This is a genomic window from Rhizobacter sp. J219 (assembly GCF_024700055.1).
In the GTDB taxonomy this organism is placed as follows: domain Bacteria; phylum Pseudomonadota; class Gammaproteobacteria; order Burkholderiales; family Burkholderiaceae_C; genus Rhizobacter.
The window spans coordinates 3,400,930-3,427,136 of record NZ_JAJOND010000001.1; the positions used below are offsets into that span (position 1 = coordinate 3,400,930).

The 26,207-nt window shown below is 69.1% G+C and carries 21 protein-coding genes and 1 pseudogene; 12 read left to right on the forward strand and 10 right to left on the reverse strand.

Annotation, left to right across the window (positions count from 1 at the left end):
• Window positions 1–148 precede the first annotated feature (148 nt).
• Window positions 149–2,479, reverse strand: a complete 2,331-nt coding sequence (locus LRS03_RS16010) for an NADP-dependent malic enzyme (protein WP_257829580.1) — start codon at window positions 2,477–2,479, stop codon at window positions 149–151.
• Between the two features lie 100 nt (window positions 2,480–2,579).
• Between LRS03_RS16010 and LRS03_RS16015 the strand changes: the two genes are divergently transcribed.
• The 7 genes from LRS03_RS16015 (at window position 2,580) to LRS03_RS16040 (ending at window position 8,390) form a co-directional block, all read left to right on the forward strand.
• A complete protein-coding gene (locus tag LRS03_RS16015) occupies window positions 2,580–4,154 on the forward strand; it encodes a PAS domain-containing protein (protein WP_308296430.1) in 1,575 nt (524 codons plus the stop codon).
• Window positions 4,138–4,665 carry a sensor histidine kinase gene (locus LRS03_RS26580; protein ID WP_308296431.1) on the forward strand — a complete coding sequence of 176 codons (528 nt, stop codon included), beginning with the start codon at window positions 4,138–4,140 and terminating at the stop codon, window positions 4,663–4,665. Before LRS03_RS16015 ends, LRS03_RS26580 begins: the two co-directional genes overlap by 17 nt.
• 11 nt (window positions 4,666–4,676) lie before the next feature.
• Window positions 4,677–5,348: a response regulator transcription factor gene (locus LRS03_RS16020; RefSeq protein ID WP_257826637.1), complete on the forward strand. Its 672-nt coding sequence runs from the start codon at window positions 4,677–4,679 to the stop codon at window positions 5,346–5,348.
• A gap of 93 nt (window positions 5,349–5,441) precedes the next feature.
• A complete protein-coding gene (gene thiL, locus LRS03_RS16025; protein WP_257826638.1) occupies window positions 5,442–6,404 on the forward strand; it encodes a thiamine-phosphate kinase in 963 nt (320 codons plus the stop codon).
• A complete protein-coding gene (locus LRS03_RS16030) occupies window positions 6,401–6,967 on the forward strand; it encodes a phosphatidylglycerophosphatase A family protein (RefSeq protein ID WP_257826639.1) in 567 nt (188 codons plus the stop codon). The genes thiL and LRS03_RS16030 overlap by 4 nt, the downstream gene beginning before the upstream one ends.
• A complete protein-coding gene (locus LRS03_RS16035; RefSeq protein WP_257826641.1) occupies window positions 6,964–7,458 on the forward strand; it encodes a CinA family protein in 495 nt (164 codons plus the stop codon). Before LRS03_RS16030 ends, LRS03_RS16035 begins: the two co-directional genes overlap by 4 nt.
• Window positions 7,455–8,390: a 2-hydroxyacid dehydrogenase gene (locus LRS03_RS16040; protein WP_257826643.1), complete on the forward strand. Its 936-nt coding sequence runs from the start codon at window positions 7,455–7,457 to the stop codon at window positions 8,388–8,390. Before LRS03_RS16035 ends, LRS03_RS16040 begins: the two co-directional genes overlap by 4 nt.
• Window positions 8,391–8,402: 12 nt before the next feature.
• Here the strand turns inward: LRS03_RS16040 and holA are convergent, their stop codons facing one another.
• From holA to LRS03_RS16085, 9 genes are all read right to left on the reverse strand, one after another.
• Window positions 8,403–9,485 (reverse strand): DNA polymerase III subunit delta, encoded by a 1,083-nt coding sequence (holA, locus tag LRS03_RS16045; protein WP_257826644.1) that lies wholly within the window; start codon window positions 9,483–9,485, stop codon window positions 8,403–8,405.
• A 13-nt stretch (window positions 9,486–9,498) separates the two neighbouring features.
• A complete protein-coding gene (locus LRS03_RS16050; RefSeq protein WP_257826646.1) occupies window positions 9,499–9,972 on the reverse strand; it encodes an LPS-assembly lipoprotein LptE in 474 nt (157 codons plus the stop codon).
• Between the two features lie 91 nt (window positions 9,973–10,063).
• Window positions 10,064–12,679, reverse strand: coding sequence for a leucine--tRNA ligase (gene leuS / locus LRS03_RS16055; protein WP_257826648.1), 2,616 nt, complete (start codon window positions 12,677–12,679; stop codon window positions 10,064–10,066).
• Window positions 12,680–12,865: 186 nt separating this feature from the next.
• The gene (locus LRS03_RS16060) at window positions 12,866–14,368 is read right to left on the reverse strand and encodes an FAD-linked oxidase C-terminal domain-containing protein (RefSeq protein WP_257826650.1); all 1,503 of its coding nucleotides are present in this window, start codon (window positions 14,366–14,368) and stop codon (window positions 12,866–12,868) included.
• Window positions 14,365–15,591, reverse strand: coding sequence for an FIST signal transduction protein (locus LRS03_RS16065; protein ID WP_257826652.1), 1,227 nt, complete (start codon window positions 15,589–15,591; stop codon window positions 14,365–14,367). Before LRS03_RS16065 ends, LRS03_RS16060 begins: the two co-directional genes overlap by 4 nt.
• A 20-nt stretch (window positions 15,592–15,611) precedes the next feature.
• The gene (locus LRS03_RS16070) at window positions 15,612–16,244 is read right to left on the reverse strand and encodes a PhaM family polyhydroxyalkanoate granule multifunctional regulatory protein (RefSeq protein WP_257826654.1); all 633 of its coding nucleotides are present in this window, start codon (window positions 16,242–16,244) and stop codon (window positions 15,612–15,614) included.
• Window positions 16,245–16,330: 86 nt separating this feature from the next.
• Window positions 16,331–17,296 (reverse strand): TraB/GumN family protein, encoded by a 966-nt coding sequence (locus LRS03_RS16075; protein WP_257826656.1) that lies wholly within the window; start codon window positions 17,294–17,296, stop codon window positions 16,331–16,333.
• On the reverse strand, window positions 17,293–17,784 hold the full coding sequence (locus LRS03_RS16080; protein ID WP_257826657.1) for a retropepsin-like aspartic protease family protein: 492 nt from the start codon (window positions 17,782–17,784) through the stop codon (window positions 17,293–17,295). The genes LRS03_RS16075 and LRS03_RS16080 overlap by 4 nt, the downstream gene beginning before the upstream one ends.
• Window positions 17,785–17,949: 165 nt before the next feature.
• Window positions 17,950–18,936: a fumarylacetoacetate hydrolase family protein gene (locus LRS03_RS16085; RefSeq protein WP_257826659.1), complete on the reverse strand. Its 987-nt coding sequence runs from the start codon at window positions 18,934–18,936 to the stop codon at window positions 17,950–17,952.
• Window positions 18,937–19,044: 108 nt separating this feature from the next.
• Between LRS03_RS16085 and LRS03_RS16090 the strand changes: the two genes are divergently transcribed.
• The 5 genes and pseudogenes from LRS03_RS16090 to LRS03_RS16110 all read left to right on the forward strand — a co-directional run bounded on the left by LRS03_RS16090 (window position 19,045) and on the right by LRS03_RS16110 (window position 26,189).
• Window positions 19,045–20,088 (forward strand): DUF3108 domain-containing protein, encoded by a 1,044-nt coding sequence (locus LRS03_RS16090; protein ID WP_257826660.1) that lies wholly within the window; start codon window positions 19,045–19,047, stop codon window positions 20,086–20,088.
• Between the two features lie 68 nt (window positions 20,089–20,156).
• Window positions 20,157–20,444, forward strand: coding sequence for a BTH_I0359 family protein (locus LRS03_RS16095; RefSeq protein ID WP_257826661.1), 288 nt, complete (start codon window positions 20,157–20,159; stop codon window positions 20,442–20,444).
• A 98-nt stretch (window positions 20,445–20,542) separates the two neighbouring features.
• A pseudogene (locus LRS03_RS16100) lies at window positions 20,543–22,848 on the forward strand (ATP-binding protein).
• Window positions 22,849–22,966: 118 nt separating this feature from the next.
• Window positions 22,967–25,114: a putative bifunctional diguanylate cyclase/phosphodiesterase gene (locus LRS03_RS16105; RefSeq protein ID WP_257826662.1), complete on the forward strand. Its 2,148-nt coding sequence runs from the start codon at window positions 22,967–22,969 to the stop codon at window positions 25,112–25,114.
• 22 nt (window positions 25,115–25,136) lie between these two features.
• Window positions 25,137–26,189, forward strand: coding sequence for a homocysteine S-methyltransferase family protein (locus LRS03_RS16110; RefSeq protein WP_257826663.1), 1,053 nt, complete (start codon window positions 25,137–25,139; stop codon window positions 26,187–26,189).
• Window positions 26,190–26,207: the final 18 nt, after the last annotated feature.

Sequence of the window (26,207 nt, forward strand, 5' to 3'; positions counted from 1 at the left end):
GGCAAGGGTTTGTTTGCGAGCACAAACTTACGAAATAACTCAGGCCAATTAATACCCGAGAAACCTCAGCAGCCGTTCGCTTGCCGTTTTCCCGGAGATGACGCCGCTGTCACATTGACCGCCCGCGGCGCACGGCCTTGCCGGCCGTTCAGCGCACGCCGTTGGCGTCCGCCACGGTGAGTGCCGTCATGTTGACGATCCGCCGCACGGTCGCCGACGGCGTGAGGATGTGGACGGGCTTGGCCGCCCCCAGCAGCACCGGGCCGATCGCGATACCGCCACCAGCCGCCGTCTTGAGCAGGTTGTAGGCGATGTTGGCGGCATCGATGTTGGGCAGCACCAGCAGGTTGGCCTCACCGGTCAGCGTGGAGTCGGGCATCAGCTGCTGGCGGTAGGCGGCATCGAGCGCGGCGTCGCCGTGCATCTCGCCATCCACTTCCAGCCAGGGCGCCTGTTCACGGATCATCTCCAGCGCCTCGCGCATCTTGATGGCCGAGGGCTGGTTGCTGGAGCCGAAGTTGCTGTGCGAGAGCAGCGCCGCCTTGGGCAGCAGGCCGAAGCGCTTCATCTCCTCGGCCGCCATGATGGTGATCTCGGCCAGTTGCTCGGCGGTCGGGTCGTAGTTGACGTGGGTGTCGACGAGCATCACCTGCCGGTTGGGCAGGATGAGGCCGTTCATGCAGGCATACGTCTTGGCGCCCTTGCGCAGCCCGATCACCTGGTTGATGTAGTGCAGGTGCAGCGCGGTCGTGGCCCAGGTGCCGCAGAGCAGGCCGTCGACCTCGCCCTTGTGCAGCAGCATCGAGCCAATCAGCGTGAGGCGGCGGCGCATCTCGATCTTGGCGTACTGCTGCGTCACGCCCTTGCGGGCGTTCATGCGGTAGTAGGTCTGCCAGTAGTCGCGGTAGCGGTCGTCCTGCTCGACGTTGACCACGTCATAGTCGCGCCCCGCCTGCAGGCGCAGCCCGAACTTTTCGCAGCGCTGCGCAATGATGGCCGGCCGGCCGATCAGGGTGGGCCGGGCGAGGTTTTCGTCGACCACCACCTGCACCGCCCGCAGGATGCGCTCTTCCTCGCCCTCGGCATAGGCCACGCGCTTGTGCTGCGCAGCCTTCGCGATGGTGAAGATCGGCTTCATCGTCGTGCCGGAGGCGTAGACGAAGGTCTGCAGCTTGTCGCGGTAGGCGTCGAGGTCCTTGATGGGCCGCGTGGCCACGCCCGACTCGGCGGCCGCCTTCGCCACCGCCGGCGCGATCTTCATCATGAGCCGCGGGTCAAAGGGCTTCGGGATCAGGTAGTCGCTGCCGAAGCTCAGGGTCACCCCGGCATAGGCGGCGGCGACGATATCGCTCTGCTCCGCCTGCGCCAACTCGGCGATCGCATGCACGGCCGCGATCTCCATCTCGACCGTGATCGTGGTCGCGCCGCAATCGAGCGCACCGCGGAAGATGTACGGGAAGCAGAGAACGTTGTTGACCTGGTTCGGGTAGTCGGTGCGGCCGGTCGCGATGATCGCGTCGCTGCGCACTTCCTTCACTTCCTCGGGCAGGATCTCCGGCGTCGGGTTGGCCAGCGCCAGGATCACCGGCTGCTTGGCCATCCTGGCGACCATGTCCTTCTTGAGCACACCACCGGCCGACAGGCCGAGGAAGACGTCAGCGCCTTCCATCACCTCGGCCAGCGTGCGCAGCGTCGTCTTCTGGGCGAAGACGACCTTGTCTTCGTCCATCAGCTCGGTGCGCCCTTCGTAGACCACGCCGGCGAGGTCGGTGACCCAGATGTTTTCGCGCGGCAGGCCAAGCTTCACCAGCAGGCTCAGGCAGGCGAGCGCCGCCGCCCCCGCGCCCGACGACACCAGTTTGATCTCGGAGAGCTTCTTGCCGGTCACGCGCATCGCGTTCAGCACCGCCGCACCAACGACGATGGCGGTGCCATGCTGGTCGTCGTGGAACACCGGGATGTTCATCCGGCTGCGCAGCGCACGCTCGACATAGAAGCAGTCGGGCGCCTTGATGTCTTCGAGGTTGATGCCACCGAAGGTGGGTTCGAGCGCGGCAATGATGTCGATCAGCTTGTCGAGGTTCTTTTCGTTGACCTCGATGTCGAAGACGTCGATGCCGGCGAACTTCTTGAAGAGCACGCCCTTGCCTTCCATCACCGGCTTGGCCGCCAGCGGGCCGATGTCTCCCAGTCCGAGCACGGCCGTGCCATTGGTGATCACCGCGACGAGGTTGCCGCGCGAGGTGTAGCGGAACGCGTTCGCCGGGTCGGCCACGATCTCTTCGCAGGCCGCCGCCACGCCGGGCGAATAGGCGAGTGCCAGGTCCCGCTGATTGACCAGCTGCTTGGTCGCGGCGATGGCCACCTTGCCGGGCGTTGGGAACTCGTGGTACTCGAGGGCAGCGCGGCGCAACTCGGCACGCTTTTCTTCTGAAGTAAACCATGGCCATCTCTCTCGGTCTTGGCATCCCGTGCGCAGGGGTGCGCCAACGGTGGGCAGCGATTGTAGGAGCGCCCCGTGCGGCGTCGTGCGCGTAATTGCGTATCGCCGCTGCACTGTCGTCCGCAATACTGGCCGCATGTACAACTCCACGCTGACCCTGCCCGCCATGTCGGCCCGCCCGCGGCGCTGGCGCCGGGCGCTGCTGTGGGGTGCGCTCGTGGGGCTGTTGCTCGTGGCGCAGTCGTTGCTGGTCTGGCTCACGCTCGACTACGAGAACAACCGCGCGCAGGAGCAGGTCGACGCCGCGGCCGCCACCGCCATCGGTGACCTGCGCCACGCGCTCAGCAGCGACCTGCAGGACCTGCAGGCGCTCACCTGGAACAACCCTCCGGTGCTGCAATGGCGCGCCGATGCGAGCGACGTGCTGCGCGTGCGCCGGGAGCTGCTGCGCATCGAGCGGCGCGACGCCACGATGCGCGTCGAGTCCGCCGTCAACTCGCCCTATCAGACGGCCATCTTCACGCAGATCCCGCGCGACCGCATGGAGTTCGAGGCCCAGCTCGCCTGCGCCAACGCGCAGCGCCAGGCCGGCCCCTCCTATTCGCGCAGCTATTTCGTGCCCCTGCCGGGCGGCATGGGCCTGGAAGTGGTCGACGTGTGCCTGCCCTCGCAGAACGCCGGCGAGATCACCGGCTACGTCGTCGGCACCTTCTCGCTCACGCAGCTCTTGAGCGACGTGGTGACCACCGACGTGATCCGCAACCACGAACTCTCGTTCGTCGAAGGCGACGGCACCCGGCTCGCGCGTGCCGGGCTGCCGCGCGGCACCGGTGTCTTCCGCAGCGACCGTGTGCTCGACCTGCCCGGCCTCACGCTGCAGCTGCGGCTCGACAGCGGCAAGGGCCGCGCCCGCCTGATCCCCAACCTCACCGTCGCGCTCGTGCTGAGCCTCACGCTCGCCCTCGGCGCCGTGGTGGTGCTGCTGGCGCGCGACGTGCGCCGCCGGGCCGCCGCCGAGGCCGCGCTCGCCGAAGCGCTCGCGGTGCGCAAGGCGATGGAAGACTCTCTCATCACCGGCCTGCGCGCCCGCGACCTGCAGGGCCGCATCACCTACGTCAACCCGGCCTTCTGCAACATGGTGGGCTTCTCGCCGCAGGAGCTGATCGGCCAATCGTCGCCGCCCTACTGGCCGCCGGAGCACGTGCAGGAGTACACCGCGCGCCAGCAGGTGCGCCTGACCGGCGCCACACCGCCGCCCGCCGAAGGCCACGAGACAGTCTTCATGCGCAAGAACGGCGAACGTTTCGCGGTGATGATCTTCGAAGCCCCGCTGGTCGACGGGCACGGCCGCCACACCGGCTGGATGAGCACCGCACTCGACGTGAGCGGCCAGCGCCGCGTCGAAGAGATCTCGCGCCAGCAGCAGGAGCGTCTGCAGGCCACCGCGCGTCTGGCCACCGTCGGCGAGATGGCCTCGCTGCTCAGCCACGAGTCTCAACCAGCCACTTGCCGCCATCGCGAGCTACGCCACCGGCTCGCTCAACCTGATGAACGACGAGCAGCAGGCCGCCAGCCCCGAAACGCAGGCGCTACTGCGCCAGGCCGCGCAACGCATCGCCGAGCAGGCCGAACGCGCCGGCCGTGTGATCAAAAGCGTGCACGACTTCGTGCGACGGCGGGAGCAGGCGCGCGAGGTGGTCCGCGTCGATGACCTGATCGAGTCGGTGCTGCCGCTGGTGCGCCTGCAAGCGCGCAAGAGCGGTGCACGCATCGAACTCGACCTGCCCACCCCGCTGCCACGCGTGGAGTGCGACCGCACCATGCTCGAACAGGTGCTGCTCAACCTCACCCGCAACGGCATCCAGGCGATGGAGACCACCACGCCTCTGCCGAAACGAGAACTGCTGATCCGCGTTCGGCAGTCGCACGAGCGCTGGGTCAGCTTCAGCGTGATCGACCGCGGCCGCGGCGTGCCACCCGACGTGGCGCAACGCCTCTTCACGCCCTTCTTCACCACCCGCGCCGAAGGCATGGGCCTGGGCTTGAGCCTGTGCCGCACGGTGATCGAACAGCACGGCGGTGTGCTCGACTTCCAGAACCTGCCGCCACCAGAGGGTGGCCTGCACGACACCGGCGGCGCAGAATTCCGTTTCACCCTGCCGGCGGCGCCCGTGGGCCAGTCGGCGGCCAGGGCCAGCGCGCAAGCGCGCACCACCACCTGAGGGCCACTCCGATGGATGCGAACTCCCACCCGCACTTGGGCCTGCCCATGGTCTACCTCGTCGACGACGAGGACGTGGTGCGCGATGCCCTCGGCTGGCTGCTGCGCACCCGGCGTCTGCTCTCGGAGGGCTTTTCCAGCGCCGAAGCCTTCGAGGCCATGCTCAATGCACGCATCGGCCCGCCCGGCACCGGCGGCACCGCCAGCTGGCCGGTCGCGCCCAGCTGCCTGCTGCTCGACGTGCGCATGCCGGGCACCAGCGGCCTGGTGCTCTTCGAGCGGCTGATCGAGCGTGGTCTTCTGTCGCTGATGCCGGTGATCTTCCTCACCGGCCATGGCGACGTGCCCACCGCGGTGGCCGCCGTCAAGCGCGGCGCCTTCGATTTCGTCGAGAAGCCCTTCTCCGACAACGCCCTCGTCGACCGCGTCGAGCAGGCCCTCCAAGCCAGCACCGACGCCCTGCTGCGCCGCCGCGACGAAACCAGCGTGCGCCGCCGTCTGGCCGATCTCACCGACCGCGAGCGCGACGTGATGCAGCTCGTGATCGACGGCCTGGCCAACAAGCTGATCGCCGACCAGCTCAACATTAGCGTGCGCACGGTCGAGGTCCATCGCGCCCGGGTGTTCGAGAAGATGGACGTGAAGTCGGCGGTCGAGCTGGCCAACCTGCTGCGCGGAATCTGACGGAGGCGCCGACCATAATCGGCGCTCGTGTCCCCACCGGCCCGGCAGGGCCGGCGCTTCCATGAACCATCACCTGACGCCCAAGGTCCGACCATGAGCGCACTCGGCGAGTTCGACCTCATCGGCAAGTACTTCACGCGTCCGGTGCAACGGGTGGCGCTCGGCATCGGCGACGACTGCGCGCTGCTGCAACCCGCCCCCGGCATGCAGCTCGCCGTGAGCAGCGACATGCTGGTCGAAGGCCGGCATTTCCTCTCGACGGTGGCCCCCGAGCGCCTGGGCCACAAGGCGCTGGCCGTCAACCTGAGCGACCTCGCCGCCTGTGGCGCCAAGCCGCTGGCCTTCACGCTGGCACTGGCACTGCCACGGGTCGACGAAGGTTTCCTCGACGGCCTCTCACGCGGCCTGTTCGCGCTGGCCGACGCACACGGTTGCGAGCTGGCGGGCGGCGACACCACACACGGCCCGCTCAACCTGTGCATCACGGTATTCGGCGAAGTGCCTTCCGGCCAGGCCCTGCTGCGCAGCGGCGCCCGCGCGGGCGACGACCTTTATGTGAGCGGCCAGGTCGGCGATGCACGGCTCGCGCTGGAGGTCTTCCGCGGCACCGTCGCGCTCGGTGGCGAGCAGTTCGAGCGGGTGCGTGTCGCGATGGAGCGGCCAGAGCCGCGGGTGGCCCTCGGCCTTGCGCTGCGCGGCATTGCCACGAGCGCGATCGACGTGTCCGACGGATTGCTCGGCGACCTTGGCCACATCCTCAAACGCTCGCAGGTCGGCGCCACCGTCGAGGTCGATCGGCTGCCACGCAGCGCCGTGCTCGCCGCACAAGCGCTGGCACTGCAGCGCGAATGCACCCTGGCCGGTGGCGACGACTACGAGCTGCTGTTCACCGCGCCGCCCACGCAGGCCGCGGCCGTGCAGGCGGCGGCCCACCAGAGCGCGACCCCGGTGACGCGCATCGGCCGCCTCGACACCAGCCGCTCGCTCACGCTGGTCGACGCGCACGGCCACACGCTGCGCAACGAATTCGCCTCCTTCGACCACTTCAAGTCATGACCCCCGCCGAGCCTGCGCTCCCTTCGTCACTGAACCCGCCGCTGCGCCCGGTGCCCGTCAAGCCCAGCGCACGCTTCATGCTGCGCCACCCGGCGCATGTGATCGCCCTCGGCTTCGGCAGCGGCCTGTCGCCGGTGGCGCCGGGCACGGTCGGCACGCTGTGGGCCTGGCTCGCGTTCCTCGTGATGCAGCCGCACCTGAGCGACCTGCACTGGGCCCTGCTGCTCGTCATCGGCACACTCGTCGGCTGGTGGGCCAGCACTGTCACCGCGCGCGACCTCCACACCGCCGACCCGAGCGCCATCGTGTGGGACGAGGTCATCGCCTTCTGGGCCGTGCTGTGGCTCGTGATGCCGGCGGGGCTGTGGGGCCAGGTCGGCGCGTTTGCGCTGTTCCGATTCTTCGACGCGGTCAAGCCCGGCCCGGTGGCCTGGGCCGACGGGCTCTTCAAGGGCAAGCGCGGCGCGCCCGTCGGCTGGGGGCAAGGCTTCGGCATCCTCTTCGACGACCTGGTCGCCGCGCTGTGCACGCTGCTCGTGATCGCGCTGTGGAGGTGGGTATGAGCCATGCCCTTTCCCGCTGGGACGACGCCGTCGCCTCGCTCGCGCAGGCCCTGCGCGCCAAGGGCTGGCACCTGGCCACCGCCGAGTCGTGCACCGGCGGCCTGATCGCCGCGGCCTGCACCTCGATCGCCGGCTCCAGCGACTGGTTCGAGCGTGGCTTCGTCACCTACTCCAACGAGGCCAAGACCGAACTGATCGGCGTGCCGAAGACACTGCTCGACGACCACGGCGCGGTCAGCGCCGAAGTGGCGCGGGCGATGGCCGATGGCGCGCTGGCCGCCGCCGACGTCGACCTGGCGGTCGCCGTCACCGGCATCGCCGGCCCAGGCGGCGCGACGCCTGGCAAGCCGGTCGGCACGGTGTGGATGGCAGTCGCGCAACGCGGTGCGGTCACGCAGCCGGTGCTGCTGCAACTCGGCGGCTCGCGCAGCGACGTACGCGAGCAGACTGTCGACGCGGCCCTGGCCGCCCTGCTCACCCGCGCACGATGAGCCTGCTGCTCGCCACCGACTTCGCACCCGAGGCGCTGGCGGCCTGGGCCGAGCAGTTGCGGGCCGCGCTGCCCGGCGTGCCGGTGCTCACCGAGCGCCACCCGGCGACCGATGGCGACGTCACGATGGCCCTCGTCGCCAACCCGCCGGCTGGGGCCCTGAAGGACCTGCCGCGCCTGGGTTTCATCCAGTCGATGTGGGCCGGCGTCGACAAGCTGCTGCGCGACGACAGCCTGCCGAGCCAGGTGCCGCTCGCCCGCATGGTCGACCCGGTGATGAGCGCAGCGATGGCCGAGACGGCGCTGTGGGCCGTGCTCAGCCTGCACCGCGACTATTTCCGCTACGCCGAACAGCAGCGCGCCGGTGTGTGGCAGCAACTGCCGCAGCGACGCGCAGGCGACCTCCACATCGCCGTGCTGGGCCTCGGCGAGATGGGCCGCGCGGTCGCGTTGCGCCTGGCCGGCAACGGCTACTACGTGAGCGGCTGGAGCCGCCGCCAGCGCATCATGGTGGGCGTAGACACGCTGCACGGCGACCACATGCTGCCCGACCTGCTGCGGGTGGCCGACGTGGTGATCAACCTGCTGCCGCTCACGGTGCGCACCCATTCGCTGTTCGACGAACGCCGCTTCTCGCAGATGAAACGCGGCGCCGCCTTCGTGAACCTGGCGCGCGGCCAGCACGTGGTGGACGCGGCGCTGCTTGCGGCACTCGACAACGGCCGCATCGGGCGGGCGGTGCTCGATGTCTTCCACACCGAGCCGCTGCCGCCGAACCATCGTTTCTGGGTGCACCCGCAGGTGACGCTGCTGCCGCATGCGGCGGCGCTCACCGACCTGACGAGTGCGACCGGCGTCGCCGTGGCCAACCTCCAGGCCTTTCTCGAAGGCCGCCCGGTGTCGAACCTCGTCGACCGGACGAAAGGCTACTGATCAGGCCCGGGATCAGGCGGTGAGCGCGAGCCGCACGCTCTTGCGCGGCCCGTTGCTCGCCGTCCACTGCACCAGCATCAGCACCAGGCGCTTCAGGCCTTCCCAGGCGTCGAGCGGCCAGTCGGGGTGCTTGAGGCCCTTGGCCAGGCCATCGCAGATCTGCGCGGCCTCCACCAATTGCGCCAGTGCGTTGTCGGTCAGCAGCGGCACGGCGCGCTCGAAGAGGCGCTCCTTCGCGCCCCACACGCGAGCTTCGCGCAGCGCCATCGGCAAGGGCTTGCCGTGGTTCATCGCATCGCGCACCCGCTTGAGCGAGAGGATGTCGTTGGCCAGCGTCCAGTGCACCAGCACCGCAGCCTCGCCCTCGGCCTGCAGGCCGTCGAGCATGCGCAGCGCGCGGGTGGCCTGGCCGGCGAGCACCGCTTCGCCGAGCTTGAAGACGTCGTAGCGCGCCACGTTGAGCACCGCCGCTTCGATCTGCTCGAAGCTCAGTTCGCCCGCCGGGTAGAGCAGCGCGAGTTTCTGGATCTCCTGGTGCGCTGCGAGCAGGTTGCCCTCGACACGGTCGGCAAAGAACGCCAGCGCCTGCTGCCCGGCCTCGCCGCCCTGCACCCGCTGGCCCTGCGCGGCCAGGCGCTGGGCGATCCACGCCGGCAGGGCCTTGCGCTCGATCGCAAAGACCGGCACCGACACCCCTGCGCCATCGAGGGCGGTGAACCAGGCGCTCGCTTGCTGCGTGCGGTCGAGCTTCGGGAGCGTGACGATGGTGACCACATCGTCGCTCAAGGTCTCGCAGTAGCGCTGCAAGGCGTCGGACCCGTCCTTGCCCGGCTTGCCCGAGGGGATGCGGATCTCGATCAGCTGCTTGTCGGCGAAGAGGCTCATCGCCTGCGAGGCGCCGAGCAGTCCGCTCCAGTCGAAATGCGCCCCGGCGACGGTGTGCACCTGGCGCTCGGTGTGGCCGGCCGCGCGGGCGGCGGCGCGGATGGCGTCGGTCGCCTCCTGGGCCAGCAGCGGCTCGTCGCCGTAGACGACGTAGAGCGGGCGCAGCCCTTTGGAAAGGTGGGAAGCGAGCTGGTCGGCGCGTACCTGCATGAACGTCGATTCTCTACAAGGATTTCACCGCCGCCAACCGGCGCAACACCTGGTTCGCGATGTCGCTCTGCATCGCGCGGTAGAGCATCTCTTCCTCCTGCTCCTTGCCCAGTGCGTCGCGCTCGTTGTAGGTCATGTCGCGCGTGAGCGCGATGGCGGTCGACGGGATCAGCTCCTTGCCGGCCGGCGTGTGCAGGCGGAACTGCAGGTGCAGCCGCAGCTGCAGCTCGCGCACCTGGCCGGCGGCGGTGGAGACGACCACCCCCTTGTCGCGCTTGTCGGCCTGGCCATCGAAGATGACCTCGGCCTGCGTGGGCACGTCCACCACGCGGGTGGTGGTGCTGGTCGCGAGCTGCCGGCGCAGTTCTTCGGCCAGCGGCGAATGCGGCTTGAAGCCCGAAAGGTAGATTGTCTTGAAGCGCAGCTCGGGGGCGCGGCGCAGCTGGAAGCCGCAGCCCGCCAAGCCCATCGCCAGCGAAGCCAGCAAGCCCCGCCGAAGCGCAGAGTGTCCGGCGCCGGGCCGCCCCAAGCCGGACGGCGCCCCTCGGGGGCAGGAGCGCAGCGACTGGGGGCTCTAGTCACCCGACCACCACGTTCACCAGACGACCCGGCACGATGATGATCTTCTTCGGCGACTTGCCCTCGGCGAACTTCACGAAGTCGGGGCTCGCGAGCGCCGCCGCTTCGATCGCCGCCTTGTCGGCCGCCGCCGGGACCTTGATCGCACCGCGCAGCTTGCCGTTGACCTGCAGCATCAGCTCGATCTCGTCCTGCACCAGCGCGGCTTCGTCGACCTGCGGCCAGGGGGCATCGAGCAGGTCGCCATGCACGGTGGCGTAGCCGAGGTCTTGCCACAGCTGCCAGGTGATGTGCGGGCAGGCGGGGTAGAGCGCACGCAGCAGGATGCCGAAGGCCTCGCGGATCACCGCGGGCGCGCCGACCTTGAAACCTTCGAGCGCGTTGAGCAGTTTCATCGCACCGGAAACCACGGTGTTGTACTGCATGCGCTCGTAGTCGTAGCTGATCTGCTTGAGCACGGTGTGCACCTCGCGGCGCAGCGCCTTGGCCTCGGGGCCGTCGCTGCCGGTCGTGTCACCGGTGGCGCGCAGGGCCTCGGCGTTTTTCACGGCGAAGTTCCACACACGCCGCAGGAAGCGATGCGCACCATCGACGCCGGCGTCGTTCCACTCCAGCGTCTGCTCCGGCGGCGAGGCGAACATGACGAAGAGGCGTGCAGTGTCGGCGCCGTAGCGCTCGATCAGGTCCTGCGGGTCGACGCCGTTGTTCTTGGACTTGGACATGGTGGTCCAGCCCTCGTAGGTCACCGGCTTGCCGTCGGCCTTGAGCGTGGCCGACAGCACATGCGCGTGCTCGTCGCGCACGATGTCGAGCTCGTGGGCCCAGTAGTAGTCCTTGCCGCCGTCGGTGCGCGAGAAGGCTTCGTTGAGCACCATGCCCTGCGTCAGCAGCTTGGTGAAGGGTTCGTCGACCTTCACGAGGCCGAGGTCACGCATCACCTTGGTCCAGAAGCGGGCGTACAAGAGGTGCAGGATCGCGTGCTCGATGCCGCCGATGTACTGGTCCATTGGCATCCAGTACTGCGTGCCGGCGCCGACCATCGCGCGGTCGTTCTTCGCGTCGCAGTAGCGCATGAAGTACCACGAGCTGTCGACGAAGGTGTCCATCGTGTCGGTCTCGCGGCGTGCGGGCTTGCCGCAGACCGGGCACTTGCACGCGAGGAAGGCTTCGTTCTTGTTGAGCGGGTTGCCGCTGCCGTCGGGCACCACGTCTTCGGGCAGCACCACCGGCAGGTCGCGCTCGGGCACCGGCACCGGGCCGTGTTCGTCGCAATGGATGATGGGGATCGGCGTGCCCCAGTAGCGCTGGCGGCTGATGCCCCAGTCGCGCAGGCGCCAGGTGGTCTTCTTCTCGCCCAGGCCCTTGGCGTGGAGCGCCTTGGCCACCGCATTCACCGCGTCCTGGTACTTCAAGCCGCTGAAGTTGTCGGAGTTGATGGTGACGCCGCGCTGCTTGTCGGCGTACCAGTCCTGCCAGTGGTCGTAGCTGTAGTGCTCGCCGTCGACGTGCACGACCTCGAGGATGTCGATGCCGTACTTCTTGGCGAAGGCGAAGTCGCGCTCATCGTGCGCCGGCACGCCCATCACCGCGCCATCGCCGTAGCTCATCAGCACGTAGTTGCCCACCCACACCGGCACCGCTTCGCCGGTGATCGGGTGCGAGACGGTGAGGCCCGTGGGCACGCCCTTCTTCTCTTGCGTGGCGAGCTCGGCTTCGGTGGTGCCACCGGTCTTGCATTCCTCGATGAACGCCGCCACGGCCGGATTGGCGAGGGCCGCATGCGCGGCGAGCGGGTGCTCGGGCGCAACCGCGGCGAAGGTCACGCCCATGATGGTGTCGGCGCGCGTGGTGAAGACGTAGAGCTTGCCGTCCTGGATCAGCTTGCCGTCACTGCCGGCGATGCTGTGCGTGAAGGCGAAGCGCACGCCTTCGCTCTTGCCGATCCAGTTCTCCTGCATCAGCTTCACACGCTCGGGCCAGCCCGGGAGCTTGTGCGTCACGTGCTCCAGCAGCTCATCGGCGTACTTGGTGATGTTGAGGTAGTAGCCGGGGATCTCGCGCTTCTCGACCGGCGCGCCCGAGCGCCAGCCCTTGCCGTCGATCACCTGCTCGTTGGCCAGCACGGTCTGGTCGACCGGGTCCCAGTTCACCACCTGGGTGCGGCGCTCGGCGATGCCGGCCTTCAGCATCTTGAGGAACAGCCACTGGTTCCAGCGGTAGTAGTCGGGCGAGCAGGTGGCGATCTCGCGGCTCCAGTCGATGGCCAGGCCCATCGCCTGCATCTGGCCCTTCATGTAGGCGATGTTGTCGTAGGTCCACTTGGCCGGCGGCACCTTGTTCTTGATGGCGGCGTTCTCCGCGGGCAGGCCGAAGGCGTCCCAGCCCATGGGCATCAGCACATTCATGCCCTTCATGCGCAGCTGGCGCGTGAGCATGTCGTTGATGGTGTAGTTGCGCACATGGCCCATGTGCAGCTTGCCGCTGGGGTACGGCAGCATCGAGCAGGCGTAGAACTTCTCCTTGCTCGCGTCTTCGGTCACGCGGTAGGCGTCGGCGGCTTTCCACGCGGCCTGGGCGGCGCGCTCGATCTCGGTGGGCTTGAAGTCGGGGTTCATGGCTCGGGCTTCGTCAGGCTCGTCTTTTGAGTGGACAGACGAACGAACGCCCGCCTCCTTTGGGGGACGGAATTATAGGAAGCGCACCCGGCATGACCCGCGTAGGTTCTCTGTGGCCGCCGGGCCGCCCCCAGGCAACAGAACCCCCTGGCGGGCGGGTCGGCTCAGCCGGCCCTGGGAGCGACATCAAAAGCGTGGCAGGTCGGGGAAGGGCAAGAGCCCTTTCTTGACGTGCATCTTCCCGTACTCGGCACAGCGGTGCAGGGTAGGGATCACCTTGCCGGGGTTCAGGAGCCCGGCCGGGTCGAAGGCGTGCTTCACGCCAAACATCTGCGCCCGTTCGGCCGACGAGAACTGCACGCACATCGAGGCGAGCTTCTCCACGCCCACGCCGTGCTCGCCCGTCACCGTGCCGCCCATGGCCACGCTCGTCTCCAGGATGTCGGCGCCGAACAATTCGCAGCGGCGCAGCTGGTCGGGGTCGTTGGCATCGAAGAGGATCAAGGGGTGCAGGTTGCCGTCACCCGCGTGGAAGACGTTGACGCAGCGCAGCTGGTACTTCTTCTCCATCTCGGCGATGGCCATCAGGATGTCGGCCAGGCGCTTGCGCGGGATGGTCGAGTCCATGCACATGTAGTCGGGGCTGATGCGACCGCTGGCGGGAAAGGCGTTCTTGCGGCCGCTCCAGAAACGCAGGCGCTGTGCCTCGTCGCGGCTCACTTCCATGCGGGTGGCGCCGCTTTCGATCAGCACATCCTGCATGCGGCCAATCTCCTCGGCGACTTCTTCCGGCGTGCCGTCGCTCTCGCACAAGAGGATGGCGGCGGCGTCGAGGTCGTAGCCGGCGTGCACGAAGTCTTCGACGGCGGCGACCATCGGCTTGTCCATCATCTCCAGGCCCGCCGGGATGATGCCGGCCGCGATGATGGCCGCCACCGCGTCGCCGGCGCGGCGGATGTCGTCGAAGCTCGCCATGATGCAGCGCGCGAGGCGTGGCTTGGGCACGAGCCTGACCGTCGCCTCGGTCACCACGGCCAGCATGCCTTCGCTGCCGACGATCAGCGCCATCAGGTCGAGGCCCGGCACGTCCAGGGCCTCGGAGCCGAACTCGACGGGCTCGCCCTCCATCGTGAAGCCGCGCACGCGCAGCACGTTGTGCACCGTGAGGCCGTACTTCAGGCAGTGCACGCCGCCGGAGTTCTCGGCCACGTTGCCACCGATGGTGCAGGCGATCTGGCTGCTCGGGTCGGGTGCGTAGTAGAGGCCGTGCGGCGCGGCGGCTTCGCTGATCGCGAGGTTGCGCACGCCGCATTGCACGACGGCCGTGCGCGACAGCGGGTCGAGCTTGAGGATGCGGTTGAACTTGGCCAGGCTCAGCGTCACACCCAGGCGGTGCGGCATCGCCCCGCCCGACAGGCCAGTGCCCGCGCCACGCGCCACCACCGGCACCTGCAGCCGGTGGCAGGTGCGCAGCACGGCGGCGACTTGCTCCTCGGTCTCGGGCAGCGCCACGGCAAGCGGCTGCTCGCGGTAGGCGGTGAGGCCGTCGCATTCGTAGGGCACGGTGTCTTCGGTGTGCCACAGCAGGGCGTGCGGTGGCAGCACGGCGGTCAGTTCCGAGACGACCTGGGCACGGCGCGCGACCCGTTCGTTCTGCGCGGCTTGAGAGGGAGCGAAAGCGGTGTTCATGTGGCAGGAAAGACCGTCAACACGCCGGTGTAGCCATAGAGATGCCGGCGCGCGATCTCGCCGGACGCGAAGAAGCCGACCAGCGGCACGTCACCGAGCGCGCGCTGCACGATCGCCAACTCCGCCGAGGGCGCCCCGAAATGCGGCCCGCCACGCCCCAGGCAGCTCACGTAGATCGCCCCGGCCATGCGCCGCGCCGGGTGCGGGGCGTGGTCGGCCTGCGCGCCTTGCAGCGCGAGCGCCGCCTCGACCGTCAGCGTCTCGGGCTCCAGCTCCTCGCGGATCTCGGCGCAGATGCGCGTGAGGTCGCGCCGTGCGGCTTCGGTGTCGCGGCGGCACCAGGCGAGTTGCTGGCCGGGCTCGACGTCGTCGGCCAGGGCCACACCGCCGCGCGCCGGGTCGATGCCGACGATGTGGCGCACCCGGGTGTCGACACCGAACTGCCCCGGCCGCGCGAGCGCGTCGTCGCTGGCGTCGTTCAGACCGGCGAGCGTCTCGCGGATGCGCGGCAGCGCCTCGCGCGGCTCGCGGTCGCTCACGCCCAGGTCGCGCAGCAGGCAGTCGAGCGCCGGCTCGCCGTCGAGTTCGGCCACCACGTTGCGCTCGCCGCGGGTCACGTGGCGCACCGGCCCGACCGGCTGGCAGCCTTGGGTGACGCGCGACACCAGCGCCACCTCGGGCGCGAAGGCCACGCCCGAGAGGCCTCCTTCGAACACACCATCGGCAATGTGCAGCGGCTGGTTCCGCGCCGAGACGAGGCCGCCGAAGAGGTAACCGGTCTGGGTGACGCCGCTCAGGTCGCGCAGCAGTTCGTCGAGGGCCTCGGTGCGGCCGTCGGCATGCACTTGCGCGATGGCCGGCACGAAGCCCGCCGGCGCCTGGCGCAGCGGCTTGCGCCCGGAGAAGAGGCTGAACTGCTCGCGAGGCAGGTCGGTGAGCATCAGCGCCACCGCCGGTTCGTCGAAGTATTCGACGCCATTGGCCGCGATGCCCACGCCCACGCCGCCCACCCAGGCCACGCCGGGCCAGCGCTGCTGCAGGTCGGCCAGCAGCGCCTGCGCCTGCGGCGCGTAGTGGTCGCTCAAGTAGACCCAGCCGAGCGTCGGCTGGTGGATGTGCAGCCCGGCTGCATCGTGCCGTTGCGCCTCGATCTGCGCCGCCGCCAGCGCGACCGCCATGCGCCAGTCGGGGTGCGTCGCGTGCGCATGGGCGAAGAGTTTCATCGTGCGGGTCTCGTGGGCGTTCAGGGCGCCTTGGCGGGCGCCCGTTTGCGCGCCGCACTCGCGGCCTTGCGCACCACTTTGCCCGGCGTCGACGCGGCGGCCTTGATCGTCTGGCCGGCAGCGTCGACCGACTGCTTGAGCATCGCGCCGGCCAGGTTCTTGGCGGCGTCGGTGGCGCTGTCTTTCATCGCGGAGGTGGCAAGCTCGGTGAACTGCTTGGTGAGCGCCCCCCACCATTGCATCGGGTCGACCGCCGGCGGCGCGGGCGGTGGCGGCGGTGCACCCTTGGCGCGCGAGGACTTGGCGGCCGCCTTGCCCGCCGGCTTGGCCTCGGGCGCAGGGGCGGCCGCAGGCCGGATGGTGAGCGAATCGCGCAGGTCATTCATCTGCACGTTCATCGTCTTGAGGGTGGTGAGCGTCATGCGCTGCACTTCCAGCGCCTGGATGGTGGCGCCCAGCATGCGAGCGTTCTGCTCCAGCCAGAACTGCACGGTGCGCAGCTCCTCGATGCGCTTTTCCAGCTCTTCGGGGTTGAGCGTGGGTGCCACCCACTGGCCGATGTTGGGCAGCGCGGAGCCGGCGTTCTTGACCAGACCCTGCAGGAAGTCGAAGCCCGGAACGAGCTTGGTGAAGTTGGCAGCGGTGTCGGCCATGCTGTTGTCTCCTTGGTGCTTGGTGTGCCAAGCCATTGTGCACGCGCCGCAGCGCCTGCACAGCCCTCCGACGAGCCCGCAGCGGCTCAGCGCTGCAGCTCGACGCGGGTCACCTGGTAGCCGCGTGCGGCCATCAGCTTCGGCAGCGCCGCCGGCCCGAACAGATGCAGGCTGCCGACCGCCGCAAACACCGTCTTGCCGCCGCGATGCAGCGCGTCGATACGCTCGGCCATCGGGCCGTTGCGGTCGTCGAGCAGGGCCTTGAGCGCCTTGCGCTCCTGCGGCGTGCGGGCGCAGTCGCACCAGCGGCGGTAGCCCGCCAGCTCGGCCGCACGCCCCTGCTCCCAGGCGCCAGCCACCCGCCGCAGCAGCGGGCGCACGCGGCCCTGTTCGAGGTCGCGCAGCATCCGGTCGAGGTTCTCGCGCAGCTCGGAGGCCGAGCTGCTGCGCATCAGCCCGATCTGCTGCTCGGGTGTTTCGAGCGAGACGACCTCCTTGCCCTCGCGCCGCGCCCACTGCGCGAGCGCCGGGTCGATGGCGTAGTGGGCATCGAGCCCGTCGCGGCGGCCGGCCATCACCGCCAGCGTGGCGCCCAGCATTTCAGGCGGCAGGGCCTGTTCCAGCGCCATCGGCGCACAGGCCAGCTCCAGCTGGCGGCGCAGGCGCAGGGCCAAGTCTTCGGGCAACGCGGGCGCGGCCGGGTCGCGCGCCGCAGCGGCCAGGCCTTCCTGCAGGCGCTGCAGCAGGCTGCTGTCAGAGAAGTCGAGTTCGAAGGCGGCCACGTCGCTGTCACGCAGGGCCTGGCTCACCTGGGGGCCCGGGACCAGCCACTCCAGCCGCCCGACGTGGATGGTGCCGTACAGCCACGAGCTGCGACCGTCCTTGCGGATGCGCCAGAGGAAGCCGCGGTCGCGCGGCTGTTCGCCGGCGCGGGCCAGCGCTTCGGCGCCGGGGGCGGCCGTGGGCGGGCAGTCGGCCGTCGGCGGCTGCGCGTGGGCCTGCAGGGCGAGTGCGGCGCCGAGGAGCGCCAGCCAGCGCGCGACACGCCTCATGGCGAGGCCTCGGTGTGGATGGACAGCACCCCATCGCGCTGCTGCCAGCGCAGGCGGCCCATCACATCCATGCCGAGCAGCGGGCGTTCGTCGAGCCCTGCGAGCGCGGTGATCGCCAGGCGCTCGATGCGCACCCCGCCTTGCAGCACCACGTCGGCACGCACCAGCTCGCCCATCACCACGCCGCCGGCCGTGTGGCTCTGCACGCTGCGCAGGGGCGGCAGCGACAACTGGCGCGCCATCGCCTGCGACATCGCGGTGCTGGTGGCGCCGGTGTCGATCAGGAAGTCGACCGCCAGGCCGTTGATGGCGCCCGGCCAGTGGTAGTGGCCATCGGGCCCGCGGCGGATCTCGATCACGCCGTTGCGGGTGACCTGGAAGCTGGAGCGCTGGCGCTCATGCTCGAAGTAGCGGAAGCCCAGGAACACCACCAGCCCGACCACCAGCCAGACGGTGGCGATCTTCAGCGTGTGGGGGAACTCCTTCATGAGGCGTACGCGGGCCGAAGCTTCCGGGCCGCTCCCAAGCCGGCCCGCGCGAGCCGCGAGACGCGGCTCGCACTCCGGCCGTCCATGCCCGCGCAGGCGGGCATGGAGCCGCGGCCTCCGTTCCCCAAGGGGGATCGGCTGATGTACCCATCGGACGAGGGGCTGTCATTGGATCGGCGCGCGCACCGACTGGTCGATCGCACCGAACACCGTCTGCCCGTCGATGCCCTTCATCTCGATGCGAATGGTGTCGCCGTACTTCATGAACTCGGTCTTGGGCTCGCCGTGCTCGATGGTCTCGATGGCGCGCTTCTCGGCCACGCACGAATAGCCGTGGGTCCAGTCCTTGTTGCTCACCGTGCCGCTGCCGACAATGCTGCCGGCGCGCACGTTGCGCGTCTTGCAGATGTGGGCGATCAACTGGCCGAAGTGGAAGGTCATCTCGGGGCCGGCGTCGCACAGGCCCACACGCTTGCCATTCCAGGTGCTTTGCAGCGGCAGGTGCAGGCGGCCGCCTTTCCAGGCGCCGCCCACCTCGTCGAGCGTCACCGCGACCGGGCTGAAGGCGGTGGCGGGCTTGCTCTGGAAGAAGCCGAAACCCTTGGCCAGTTCAGCGGGGATGAGGTTGCGCAGGCTCACGTCGTTGGCGAGCATCAAGAGGCGGATGCCTTCGAGCGCCTCGTCGGGCGTGGCGCCCATCGGCACGTCGCCGGTGATGACCGCCACCTCGGCCTCGAAGTCGATGCCCATCTTTTCGCTGGGCACCACGATGTCGTCGCAGGGGCCGAGGAAGTCGTCGCTACCGCCCTGGTACATCAGCGGGTCGGTGTAGAAGCTTTCGGGCACCTCGGCGTTGCGCGCCTTGCGCACCAGCTCCACATGGTTGATGAAGGCCGAGCCATCGGCCCACTGGTAGGCGCGCGGCAGCGGAGCCATGCACATCTTCGGGTCGAAGGGGAAGGCATGGCGCGCGCGGCCGTGGTTAAGCGAGGTGTAGAGGTCTTCGAGCTGCGGCGAGAGAAAGTTCCAGTCGTCGAGCACCTGCTGCAGGCGGGTGGCGATGCCATTGGCGTAGTGCGCCATCGAGAGATCGCGCGAGACGACCACCAGCTGCCCGTCGCGCGAACCGTCTTTGTAGCTTGCAAGTTTCATGGGGTCTTGTCGTTTGGCTAGGATGCCTGGGCTTCGTATTCTCTTCGCACTACCTCTCTTCGCACTACCTCTCTTCGCACTGCCTCTCTTCTCACTGCCTCTCCTCGCATGATCCAACCCTCGTCTGCGCCAGCCCGCCGCCTCGCGCCCACGCTGCTTGCCCTCGCGGTGGGGGTGGCCCTGCTGCATGGTCTGGCATGGGAGCGGCTGTCGGTCGCGTGGGGCGCGGATCACCCCTCCGGCGTTCGGCCGGCGGTGCAGGTGCGCACCGTGGCGCCCGCGGCGCCTCCCGCCCTCGACCCTCCTCCCGTGGTGGTCGCCAAACCTGCACCGCCCGCGCGCCAAGCACCGGTGACCGCGCCCGCCGTGAAAGCTGAACCCCCTCAAGCCGTCGAGGAGCCGGTGGTCATCCACAACGACCCGGTGCTGGTGGCCGCCGCGCTGCCGGCCGACGCGGCACAGATGGTGCCGGTCGCCCGCGGCGAGGTGGGCCAGGACGAGGTGCCCGTCTACCGCACCAAGCTGCCGCCGCCGATGACGCTCGGCTACGAGTTGACCTACGGCCGCTGGACGGGCCGCGGCGAGCTGGTCTGGCGCCCGAGCGTCCACAGCTACGAGGCGCGGCTGGAGGGCCGTGTGGCCGGCATGCGCATCATCACGCTCGCGAGCCAGGGCGGCATCGACAGCGCCGGACTTGCCCCCGTGCGCTACACCGACGAACGCCGCGGCCGGGGCGAGCAGGCCGCCAACTTCCAGCGCAAGGCCGGCAAGATCACGTTTTCGGGCAACCCGGCGGAATTCCCCTTGCTGCAGGGCAGCCAGGACCGGCTCAGCTGGATGCTGCAACTGGCCGCCATCGCCCTGGCCGAGCCGAAGCGGGTGGCGGCGGGGGCGCGCATCGTGCTGCATGTGGTGGGGGCGCGGGGCGATTCCGACGTGTGGGCCTTCCAGGTCGAGGGCCCCGAGGAAGTGAGCACACCCGACGGCGCGGTCAAGACGGTGAAACTGCTGCGCGAGCCGCGCAAACCCCATGACACGCGTGTGGAGGTGTGGCTGGCGCCGAGCCTGCACTATCTGCCGGTGCGCGCGAAACAAACAACCGAGAACTCCAGCTGGGATCTGAGGCTCCAATCCTCTCAACCGCCGACTTGAGGGCTGCGCATCCCGCATGGCTTGAAACGGCACGCTTCACCCCGAGGTGGTGGTGAAGGAGAGATTCCATGCAGATGCTCTACAACTCCGACAACTTCGCCGTGTTGCAGTTCGATGTGGCCCATGTCGACGCCGCGGCAACCGAGGGGGGCTCCACGGGCGCACTGACACGCGGCGGCTACGAGATCGTCGACAAGTTCGCGCGCAAGGAGATCTTCATCGAGGGCGCGATGGCCGAGAGCTTCAAGCTCGGGGTCGAGGCGCTGATCGAGGTCGGCGAGCCTTCGGAAGAAGAGATCGACGACTACATCGCACGCTACGCGTCGCTGATGCAGCACCCGCTCGTGATGCACTGAACACCGGCGGCGACTCCCGGGCTTGAAAAGGACTTGCCATCCTGGCGCAGCGTGCGCCAAGATGGCTGCGCAGTCTTTTCCCGCGGGAGTTCCGTCCGATGGCGACCGGTCACCCTGACGCACGAATGGTGTTGTCGCCCGGCCTGAAAGAGGCGCCGGTGCTCGACCGCATGTGCTCCCAGTTCGTGCTCACGCTGACGGTGCGGCACGCCGGTCGCTTCAACGTGCGGCGAGACTGGAACGGGTTGCTCGCGCTCACCGGCAAGCACCTGGTGTGGCCGGCCACCGTGCTGGCGCGGCTGCGCAGCTTCCTCAACAAGCGCTGCAAGGGCAACGAACACTGGAACGGCCACGAGTCGCTCACCGACGCCGCCTTCATGCAGCGTCACGGCGCCTGGAACGGCCCCTACGAAGAAGGCACGCTCTTCTTCTACATCGACGAATACATCAAGGACGCCCCGAAAGACCTGCTCTCGGTGCTGGGCGCCACGGCCGACTGGCTTGACCGCAGCCTGAAGAAGGAGTCGACCCTCGTCGAGAAAAACATCGACGCGCTCGCCGGCCTGTTGCAGCTCAACCCCGCCGAGCGTGCGCTGCTGCTCTACGGCACACTCGCGCGCTATCAACGTGATCTTCGCGGCCTGCTGGTCGAGTTCAAGGTCTCCAACGCGCAGGAGGCCTATGCCGCGATTGCCGCGGTGGCCGGCGTCAACGAGCAGGACGTGGCCGAGGCCCTGCGCGCCGGCTCGCGCCTCGAACGCACCGGCATGGTCGAGAACCTCATCTCCGAACACAACATCACCGACCTCGCCGACCTGATGAAGGTGAGCGAGCAGCTGCCGCCGGTGCTGATGCGCCACTACGAAGGCCCGTCCGACCTGATGGCGGTCTTCACCCGCCCGGCCACCAAGAGCGAGCTGACGGCGGCCGATTTCCATTTCGTCGGCGACGACCAGCAGGTGCTGACCTCGCTCTTGCGCAACGCGGTGGCACGCAAGTCGGCCGGGGTCAACGTGCTGCTCTACGGCCCGCCCGGCACCGGCAAGACCGAGCTGGCCAAGGTGGCCGCGCAGGCCGCCGGGCTGCAGCTCTACGAGGTGGAATACGCCGACCGCGACGGCAACTCGCTGTCGGGCCGCGACCGCTACCGCTCGCTGCAGATCAGCCAGGTGTTCCTGAAGGGCAGCCCGCAGGTCGCCCTGCTCTTCGACGAGGTGGAAGACGTCTTCCCCCGATCTCGACCGACGCCGCCCAGCTGATGGCGCGGCTCGACACCGGCGACGGCGCCGTCTCGGGCAGCGTGAGCGGCAAGGCCTGGGTCAACCAGATCCTCGAGACCAACCCGGTGCCGGTGATCTGGGTCACCAACCGCATCGAGCAGATCGACCCGGCGTTCCGCCGCCGCTTCCAGTACCACCTCGAACTGAAGAGCCCGCCGCCCGGTGCACGCGAGGCGCTGGTGACCAAGGCGCTCGACGGGGTCGACGTGTCGACGGACTTCATCGCACGGCTGGCCGAGCGGCGCGCGCTCACGCCGGCGCAGGTGCGCACCGCGGTCAAGTTCGCCAAGCTGGCGGCCGACGAGGCGCAAGGCCCCGGCATCGAAGCCCTGATCGAGCGCCAGCTGGTGAACGCCGACAAGGCGCTCGGCAGCCACGGCCACGAGCGCCCGGCACGCCGCATCGTCACCCAGTACGACCTGAGCCTGGTGCACACCGAATCGCGTTTCGAGCTGCCGCGCATTGTGGATGCGCTGCGTCGCAAGGGCCACGGCACGCTGTGCTTCCACGGCGCGCCGGGCACCGGCAAGACGGCGCTGGCCGAGCACATTGCCGAGTCGCTCGCGCGGCCGCTGCTGGTGCGTCAGGCCTCCGACCTGGTGAGCAAGTTCGTTGGCGAGACCGAGGCCAACATGGCGCGCATGTTCGAGGAGGCGCAGTCCGAGAACGCGGTGCTGCTGCTCGACGAAGCCGACAGCTTCCTGCGCAGCCGGCGCCTGGCCGAACGCAACTACGAGGTCACCGAGGTCAACGAGATGCTGCAGGGCATGGAGCGCTTTGCCGGCGTCTTCATCTGCACCACCAACCTCTTCGACGAGCTGGACGAAGCCGCGCTGCGCCGCTTCAGCTTCAAGATCCGCTTCCTGCCACTGCTGCCCGAGCAGCGCGAGCGCATGTTCGTGATCGAGGCGCTGGAAGGCGACGCCACGCAGCTCACAGGCGAGCAGACCGCCCGGCTGCACAAGCTGGACGCGCTCGCGCCGGGCGACTTCGCGGCCGTCAAGCGCCAGGTCGACGTGTTGGGCGTGGCGTTTTCGCCCGATGAGTTCCTGTCGCAACTGGAAGCCGAGCACCGGGTCAAGCCCGAGGTGCGCCGGCGCCGCGACATCGGTTTCCTGCACTGAGCGGCGGCGACCCGGCGCCCAAACGAGACATCCGTCACGGCGCACAGACGCTTGCCCGCATCAAGCTTTGCGCGCCGACGGCCGATAAGAACCGAACAACGGAGTTCCCGAGGACTTGATGGACGAGGCTTTTCTGACGTGGAGGTTTCGCGCCGAGCTGTGGGCCGCCTCTGCAGCGATGGCCATGTTCGCCGCGTACGTGGCGCTCGATCTCGCACGCGGGGTGTCGTCGCGCCATGCGTCGACGGCGCTGCGCGCCGCGATGGCCTCGGCCGTGGCGCTGGGGTCCGGCACCTGGGCCGCGCACTTCATCGCCGTCGCCAACGAGCCGCTGCCCTTCGCGATGGGCTACCACGGCGGCTGGGTGGTCGCCTCGCTCGTGCTGGCCCTGGTGAGCTCGATGGTCGGCGTGCACATGAGTGCACGTCCGCAGCTCGGGCCGGGCCGGGTCGTGTTCGCGGCCGTGGCGCTCGGCCTGGGCGCCTGCGCGGTGCCGATGCTGGGCCTGCTGGCCTTGCAGCTGACCCCCGCGCCGCACTGGAACTTCACACTGCTGGCCGGTGGCGCCGTGGCCGCCAGCCTCTTCGCCGGCGTGGCGCTCAGCATCGTGGCCGAACAGCGGCGCCGCCGCTCGCAACTCGGCCTCATGTGGCAGGCCTGCGTGGCCCTCGGCCTGGGTGGCGCCATCTCCATCGGCAACGCCGCCGTGCTGCACGCGGCGTCGGTCCCGCTGCTCACGCTGTCGTTCGCGGCCAGCCGCACCACGCCGGCCACCGTGGCGGCCCTCGCGGCGCTCGGCGTGCCGGCACTGCTGGCGCTGCTCTTGATGACCTCGGTGCTGGAGGGCCGCTTTCGCCGCCTGCTCAGGCGCACCCGCGATGAGGTGAAACGCGCCGCCCAGACCGACCGCCTGACCGAGTTGCCCAACCGCTCGATGGTGGAAGAAGCCCTGCAGGTCGCCGCCGTGCGCGCCGACCGCCAGAAGCACCGGCTGGCGCTGGTGTTTCTCAACGTCGACGGGCTGAAGGCGGTCAACGAATCCTTCGGCCAGTCGACCGGCGACGCGGTGCTGCGCGAAGTGGCCCAACGCCTGCGCAAGACGGCGAGTGCGAACGACGTAATCGCCCGCGCCGGCGGCGACGAGTTCGTGCTGATGCTCGAAGGCAACCCGACCCAGCAGGACGCGACCCACATGGTGGGGCGCATCCTCGACAGCATGAACGAGCCCTGTCGCATCGACGACCACGAGATCTCGGTCTCGTGCACCGTGGGCGTGGCGATCTACCCCGATCACGGCAGCGCCACCCGATTGATCGCCCATGCCGCCGCGGCCATGCGCCATGCCAAGCGCACCGGGGGCGCCAGCCACGCGGTGTTCGAAGAGCGCATGGTGGCCGGCTCGCGCGACCAGGTGGAGCTGCTGCAGGACCTGCGCCGCGCCATCGCCAACAACGAACTCATGCTGCACTACCAGCCGAAGATCCACGCGCCGAGCGGCCAGATCACCGGCGCCGAGGCGCTGATGCGCTGGAAGCACCCGCAGCGCGGCATGGTGGGCCCGCACATCTTCATTCCGCTGGCCGAGCGCTACGGCGTCATCAACTCACTGGGCAACTGGCTGATCGAAGAGGTGTGCCGGCAGATCCGCGCCTGGCGCGACAAGGGTCTGCGCATGCGCGTGGCGATCAACCTCTCGGTGCACCAACTGCGCCAGGCCGACCTGGTCGAGCGCATCCTCGGCGCCCTGGAGCGCCACCACATCGACCCGGCGCTGCTCACCTGCGAGATCACCGAGTCGGCCGCAATGGACGACACGCGGGTCACGCTGCAGGTGATCGAGCGCCTGTCGGCGATCGGCGTGCACCTGTCGATCGACGACTTCGGCACTGGCTATTCATCGCTGTCGTACCTGCGGCAGCTGGCGGCCGAGGAGCTGAAGATCGACCGCAGCTTCGTGTTCGACCTCGAATCGAGCGCTGACGCACGCGCTATCGTCGACGCGGTGGTCAAGCTCGCACAGGCGCTCGGCCTCAAGGTCGTGGCCGAAGGGGTGGAGACCGAGCAGCAGCAGGAGATCCTGCGCCAGCTGGGCTGCAACGAGCTGCAGGGCTACCTCTTCGCCAAGCCCATGCCGGCCGATGCGCTGATGCTGTGGGCCATGAACGACGAAGGGCCGAGGGCGCTGGACTTCCGGCCCTCGCTCTTCGGCGACACCCTGCCACAGTCGATCCTGCCGGCCGAAGCGGCCAACAGCGCCGGGACTTGACACGGTTTCTACAATCGAGGGCATGAACGCCCCGACTGCCTACACCCGCGCCCAGGCGCTGCCCGAGATCCTCAAGAACCGCATCGCCATCCTCGACGGCGCGATGGGCACGATGATCCAGCGCTACAAGCTCACCGAGGAGCAGGTTCGCGGCGAGCGCTTCAAGGAGCACGGCAAGGACCTGAAGAACAACTCCGACCTGCTGGTGATCACGCAGCCGGAGGTGATCCGCGAGATCCACGAGCAGTACCTCGCGGCCGGCGCCGACATCATCGAGACCAACACCTTCGGCGCCACCACCGTCGCGCAAGACGACTTCGCGCTCGGCCACCTGGTGCGCGAGCTCAACCTCGCCGCCGCCAAACTGGCCCGCGAGGCCTGCGACAAGTACAGCACCCCCGACAAGCCCCGCTTCGCCGCCGGCGCGCTGGGCCCGATGCCGCGCACCGCGAGCATCAGCCCCGACGTCAACGACCCGGGCGCGCGCAACATCACCTTCGACGAGCTGCGCGAGGCCTACCTCGAGCAGGCGCGTGCACTGCTCGAAGGCGGGGTCGACCTCTTCCTCGTCGAGACCATCTTCGACACGCTGAACGCCAAGGCGGCGGTCTTTGCGCTGGATGAACTGATGGAAGAGACCGGGCAGCGCCTGCCGGTCATCATTTCCGGCACCGTGACCGACGCGTCGGGCCGCATCCTCTCCGGCCAGACCGTCACGGCCTTCTGGCACAGCGTGCGCCACGCCAGGCCGATCGCGGTAGGCCTCAACTGCGCGCTCGGTGCGGCGCTGATGCGGCCGTACATCGAGGAGCTGTCGAAGGTGGCCGGCGACACCTACATCAGCTGCTACCCCAACGCCGGCCTGCCCAACCCGATGAGCGACACCGGTTTCGACGAGACCCCCGAGATCACCGGCGGGCTGCTGGAAGAGTTCGCGAAGTCGGGCTTCCTCAACATCGCGGGCGGCTGCTGCGGCACGACGCCAGCGCACATTGCGGAAATCGCGAAGAAGGTGTCGGCCTATCGGCCGCGGGCGAAGCACGATCCGCTGTTCAGCGGCTTGGTCGCCGCCTGACGCACCGCCGTCATTCCC

What these genes read in the sequence shown, in the direction of transcription:
- LRS03_RS16080 (WP_257826657.1), bottom strand. Translation starts at nt 17,784, where the DNA reads ATGAAGGAGTTCCCCCACACGCTGAAGATCGCCACCGTCTGGCTGGTG.
- leuS (WP_257826648.1), bottom strand. Translation starts at nt 12,679, where the DNA reads ATGAACCCCGACTTCAAGCCCACCGAGATCGAGCGCGCCGCCCAGGCC.
- LRS03_RS16060 (WP_257826650.1), bottom strand. Translation starts at nt 14,368, where the DNA reads ATGAACACCGCTTTCGCTCCCTCTCAAGCCGCGCAGAACGAACGGGTC.
- LRS03_RS16020 (WP_257826637.1), top strand. Translation starts at nt 4,677, where the DNA reads ATGGATGCGAACTCCCACCCGCACTTGGGCCTGCCCATGGTCTACCTC.
- LRS03_RS16090 (WP_257826660.1), top strand. Translation starts at nt 19,045, where the DNA reads ATGATCCAACCCTCGTCTGCGCCAGCCCGCCGCCTCGCGCCCACGCTG.
- LRS03_RS16105 (WP_257826662.1), top strand. Translation starts at nt 22,967, where the DNA reads ATGGACGAGGCTTTTCTGACGTGGAGGTTTCGCGCCGAGCTGTGGGCC.
- LRS03_RS16085 (WP_257826659.1), bottom strand. Translation starts at nt 18,936, where the DNA reads ATGAAACTTGCAAGCTACAAAGACGGTTCGCGCGACGGGCAGCTGGTG.
- LRS03_RS16075 (WP_257826656.1), bottom strand. Translation starts at nt 17,296, where the DNA reads ATGAGGCGTGTCGCGCGCTGGCTGGCGCTCCTCGGCGCCGCACTCGCC.
- LRS03_RS16095 (WP_257826661.1), top strand. Translation starts at nt 20,157, where the DNA reads ATGCAGATGCTCTACAACTCCGACAACTTCGCCGTGTTGCAGTTCGAT.
- thiL (WP_257826638.1), top strand. Translation starts at nt 5,442, where the DNA reads ATGAGCGCACTCGGCGAGTTCGACCTCATCGGCAAGTACTTCACGCGT.
- LRS03_RS16110 (WP_257826663.1), top strand. Translation starts at nt 25,137, where the DNA reads ATGAACGCCCCGACTGCCTACACCCGCGCCCAGGCGCTGCCCGAGATC.
- LRS03_RS16065 (WP_257826652.1), bottom strand. Translation starts at nt 15,591, where the DNA reads ATGAAACTCTTCGCCCATGCGCACGCGACGCACCCCGACTGGCGCATG.
- LRS03_RS16015 (WP_308296430.1), top strand. Translation starts at nt 2,580, where the DNA reads ATGTACAACTCCACGCTGACCCTGCCCGCCATGTCGGCCCGCCCGCGG.
- holA (WP_257826644.1), bottom strand. Translation starts at nt 9,485, where the DNA reads ATGCAGGTACGCGCCGACCAGCTCGCTTCCCACCTTTCCAAAGGGCTG.
- LRS03_RS16035 (WP_257826641.1), top strand. Translation starts at nt 6,964, where the DNA reads ATGAGCCATGCCCTTTCCCGCTGGGACGACGCCGTCGCCTCGCTCGCG.
- LRS03_RS16030 (WP_257826639.1), top strand. Translation starts at nt 6,401, where the DNA reads ATGACCCCCGCCGAGCCTGCGCTCCCTTCGTCACTGAACCCGCCGCTG.
- LRS03_RS16070 (WP_257826654.1), bottom strand. Translation starts at nt 16,244, where the DNA reads ATGGCCGACACCGCTGCCAACTTCACCAAGCTCGTTCCGGGCTTCGAC.
- LRS03_RS16040 (WP_257826643.1), top strand. Translation starts at nt 7,455, where the DNA reads ATGAGCCTGCTGCTCGCCACCGACTTCGCACCCGAGGCGCTGGCGGCC.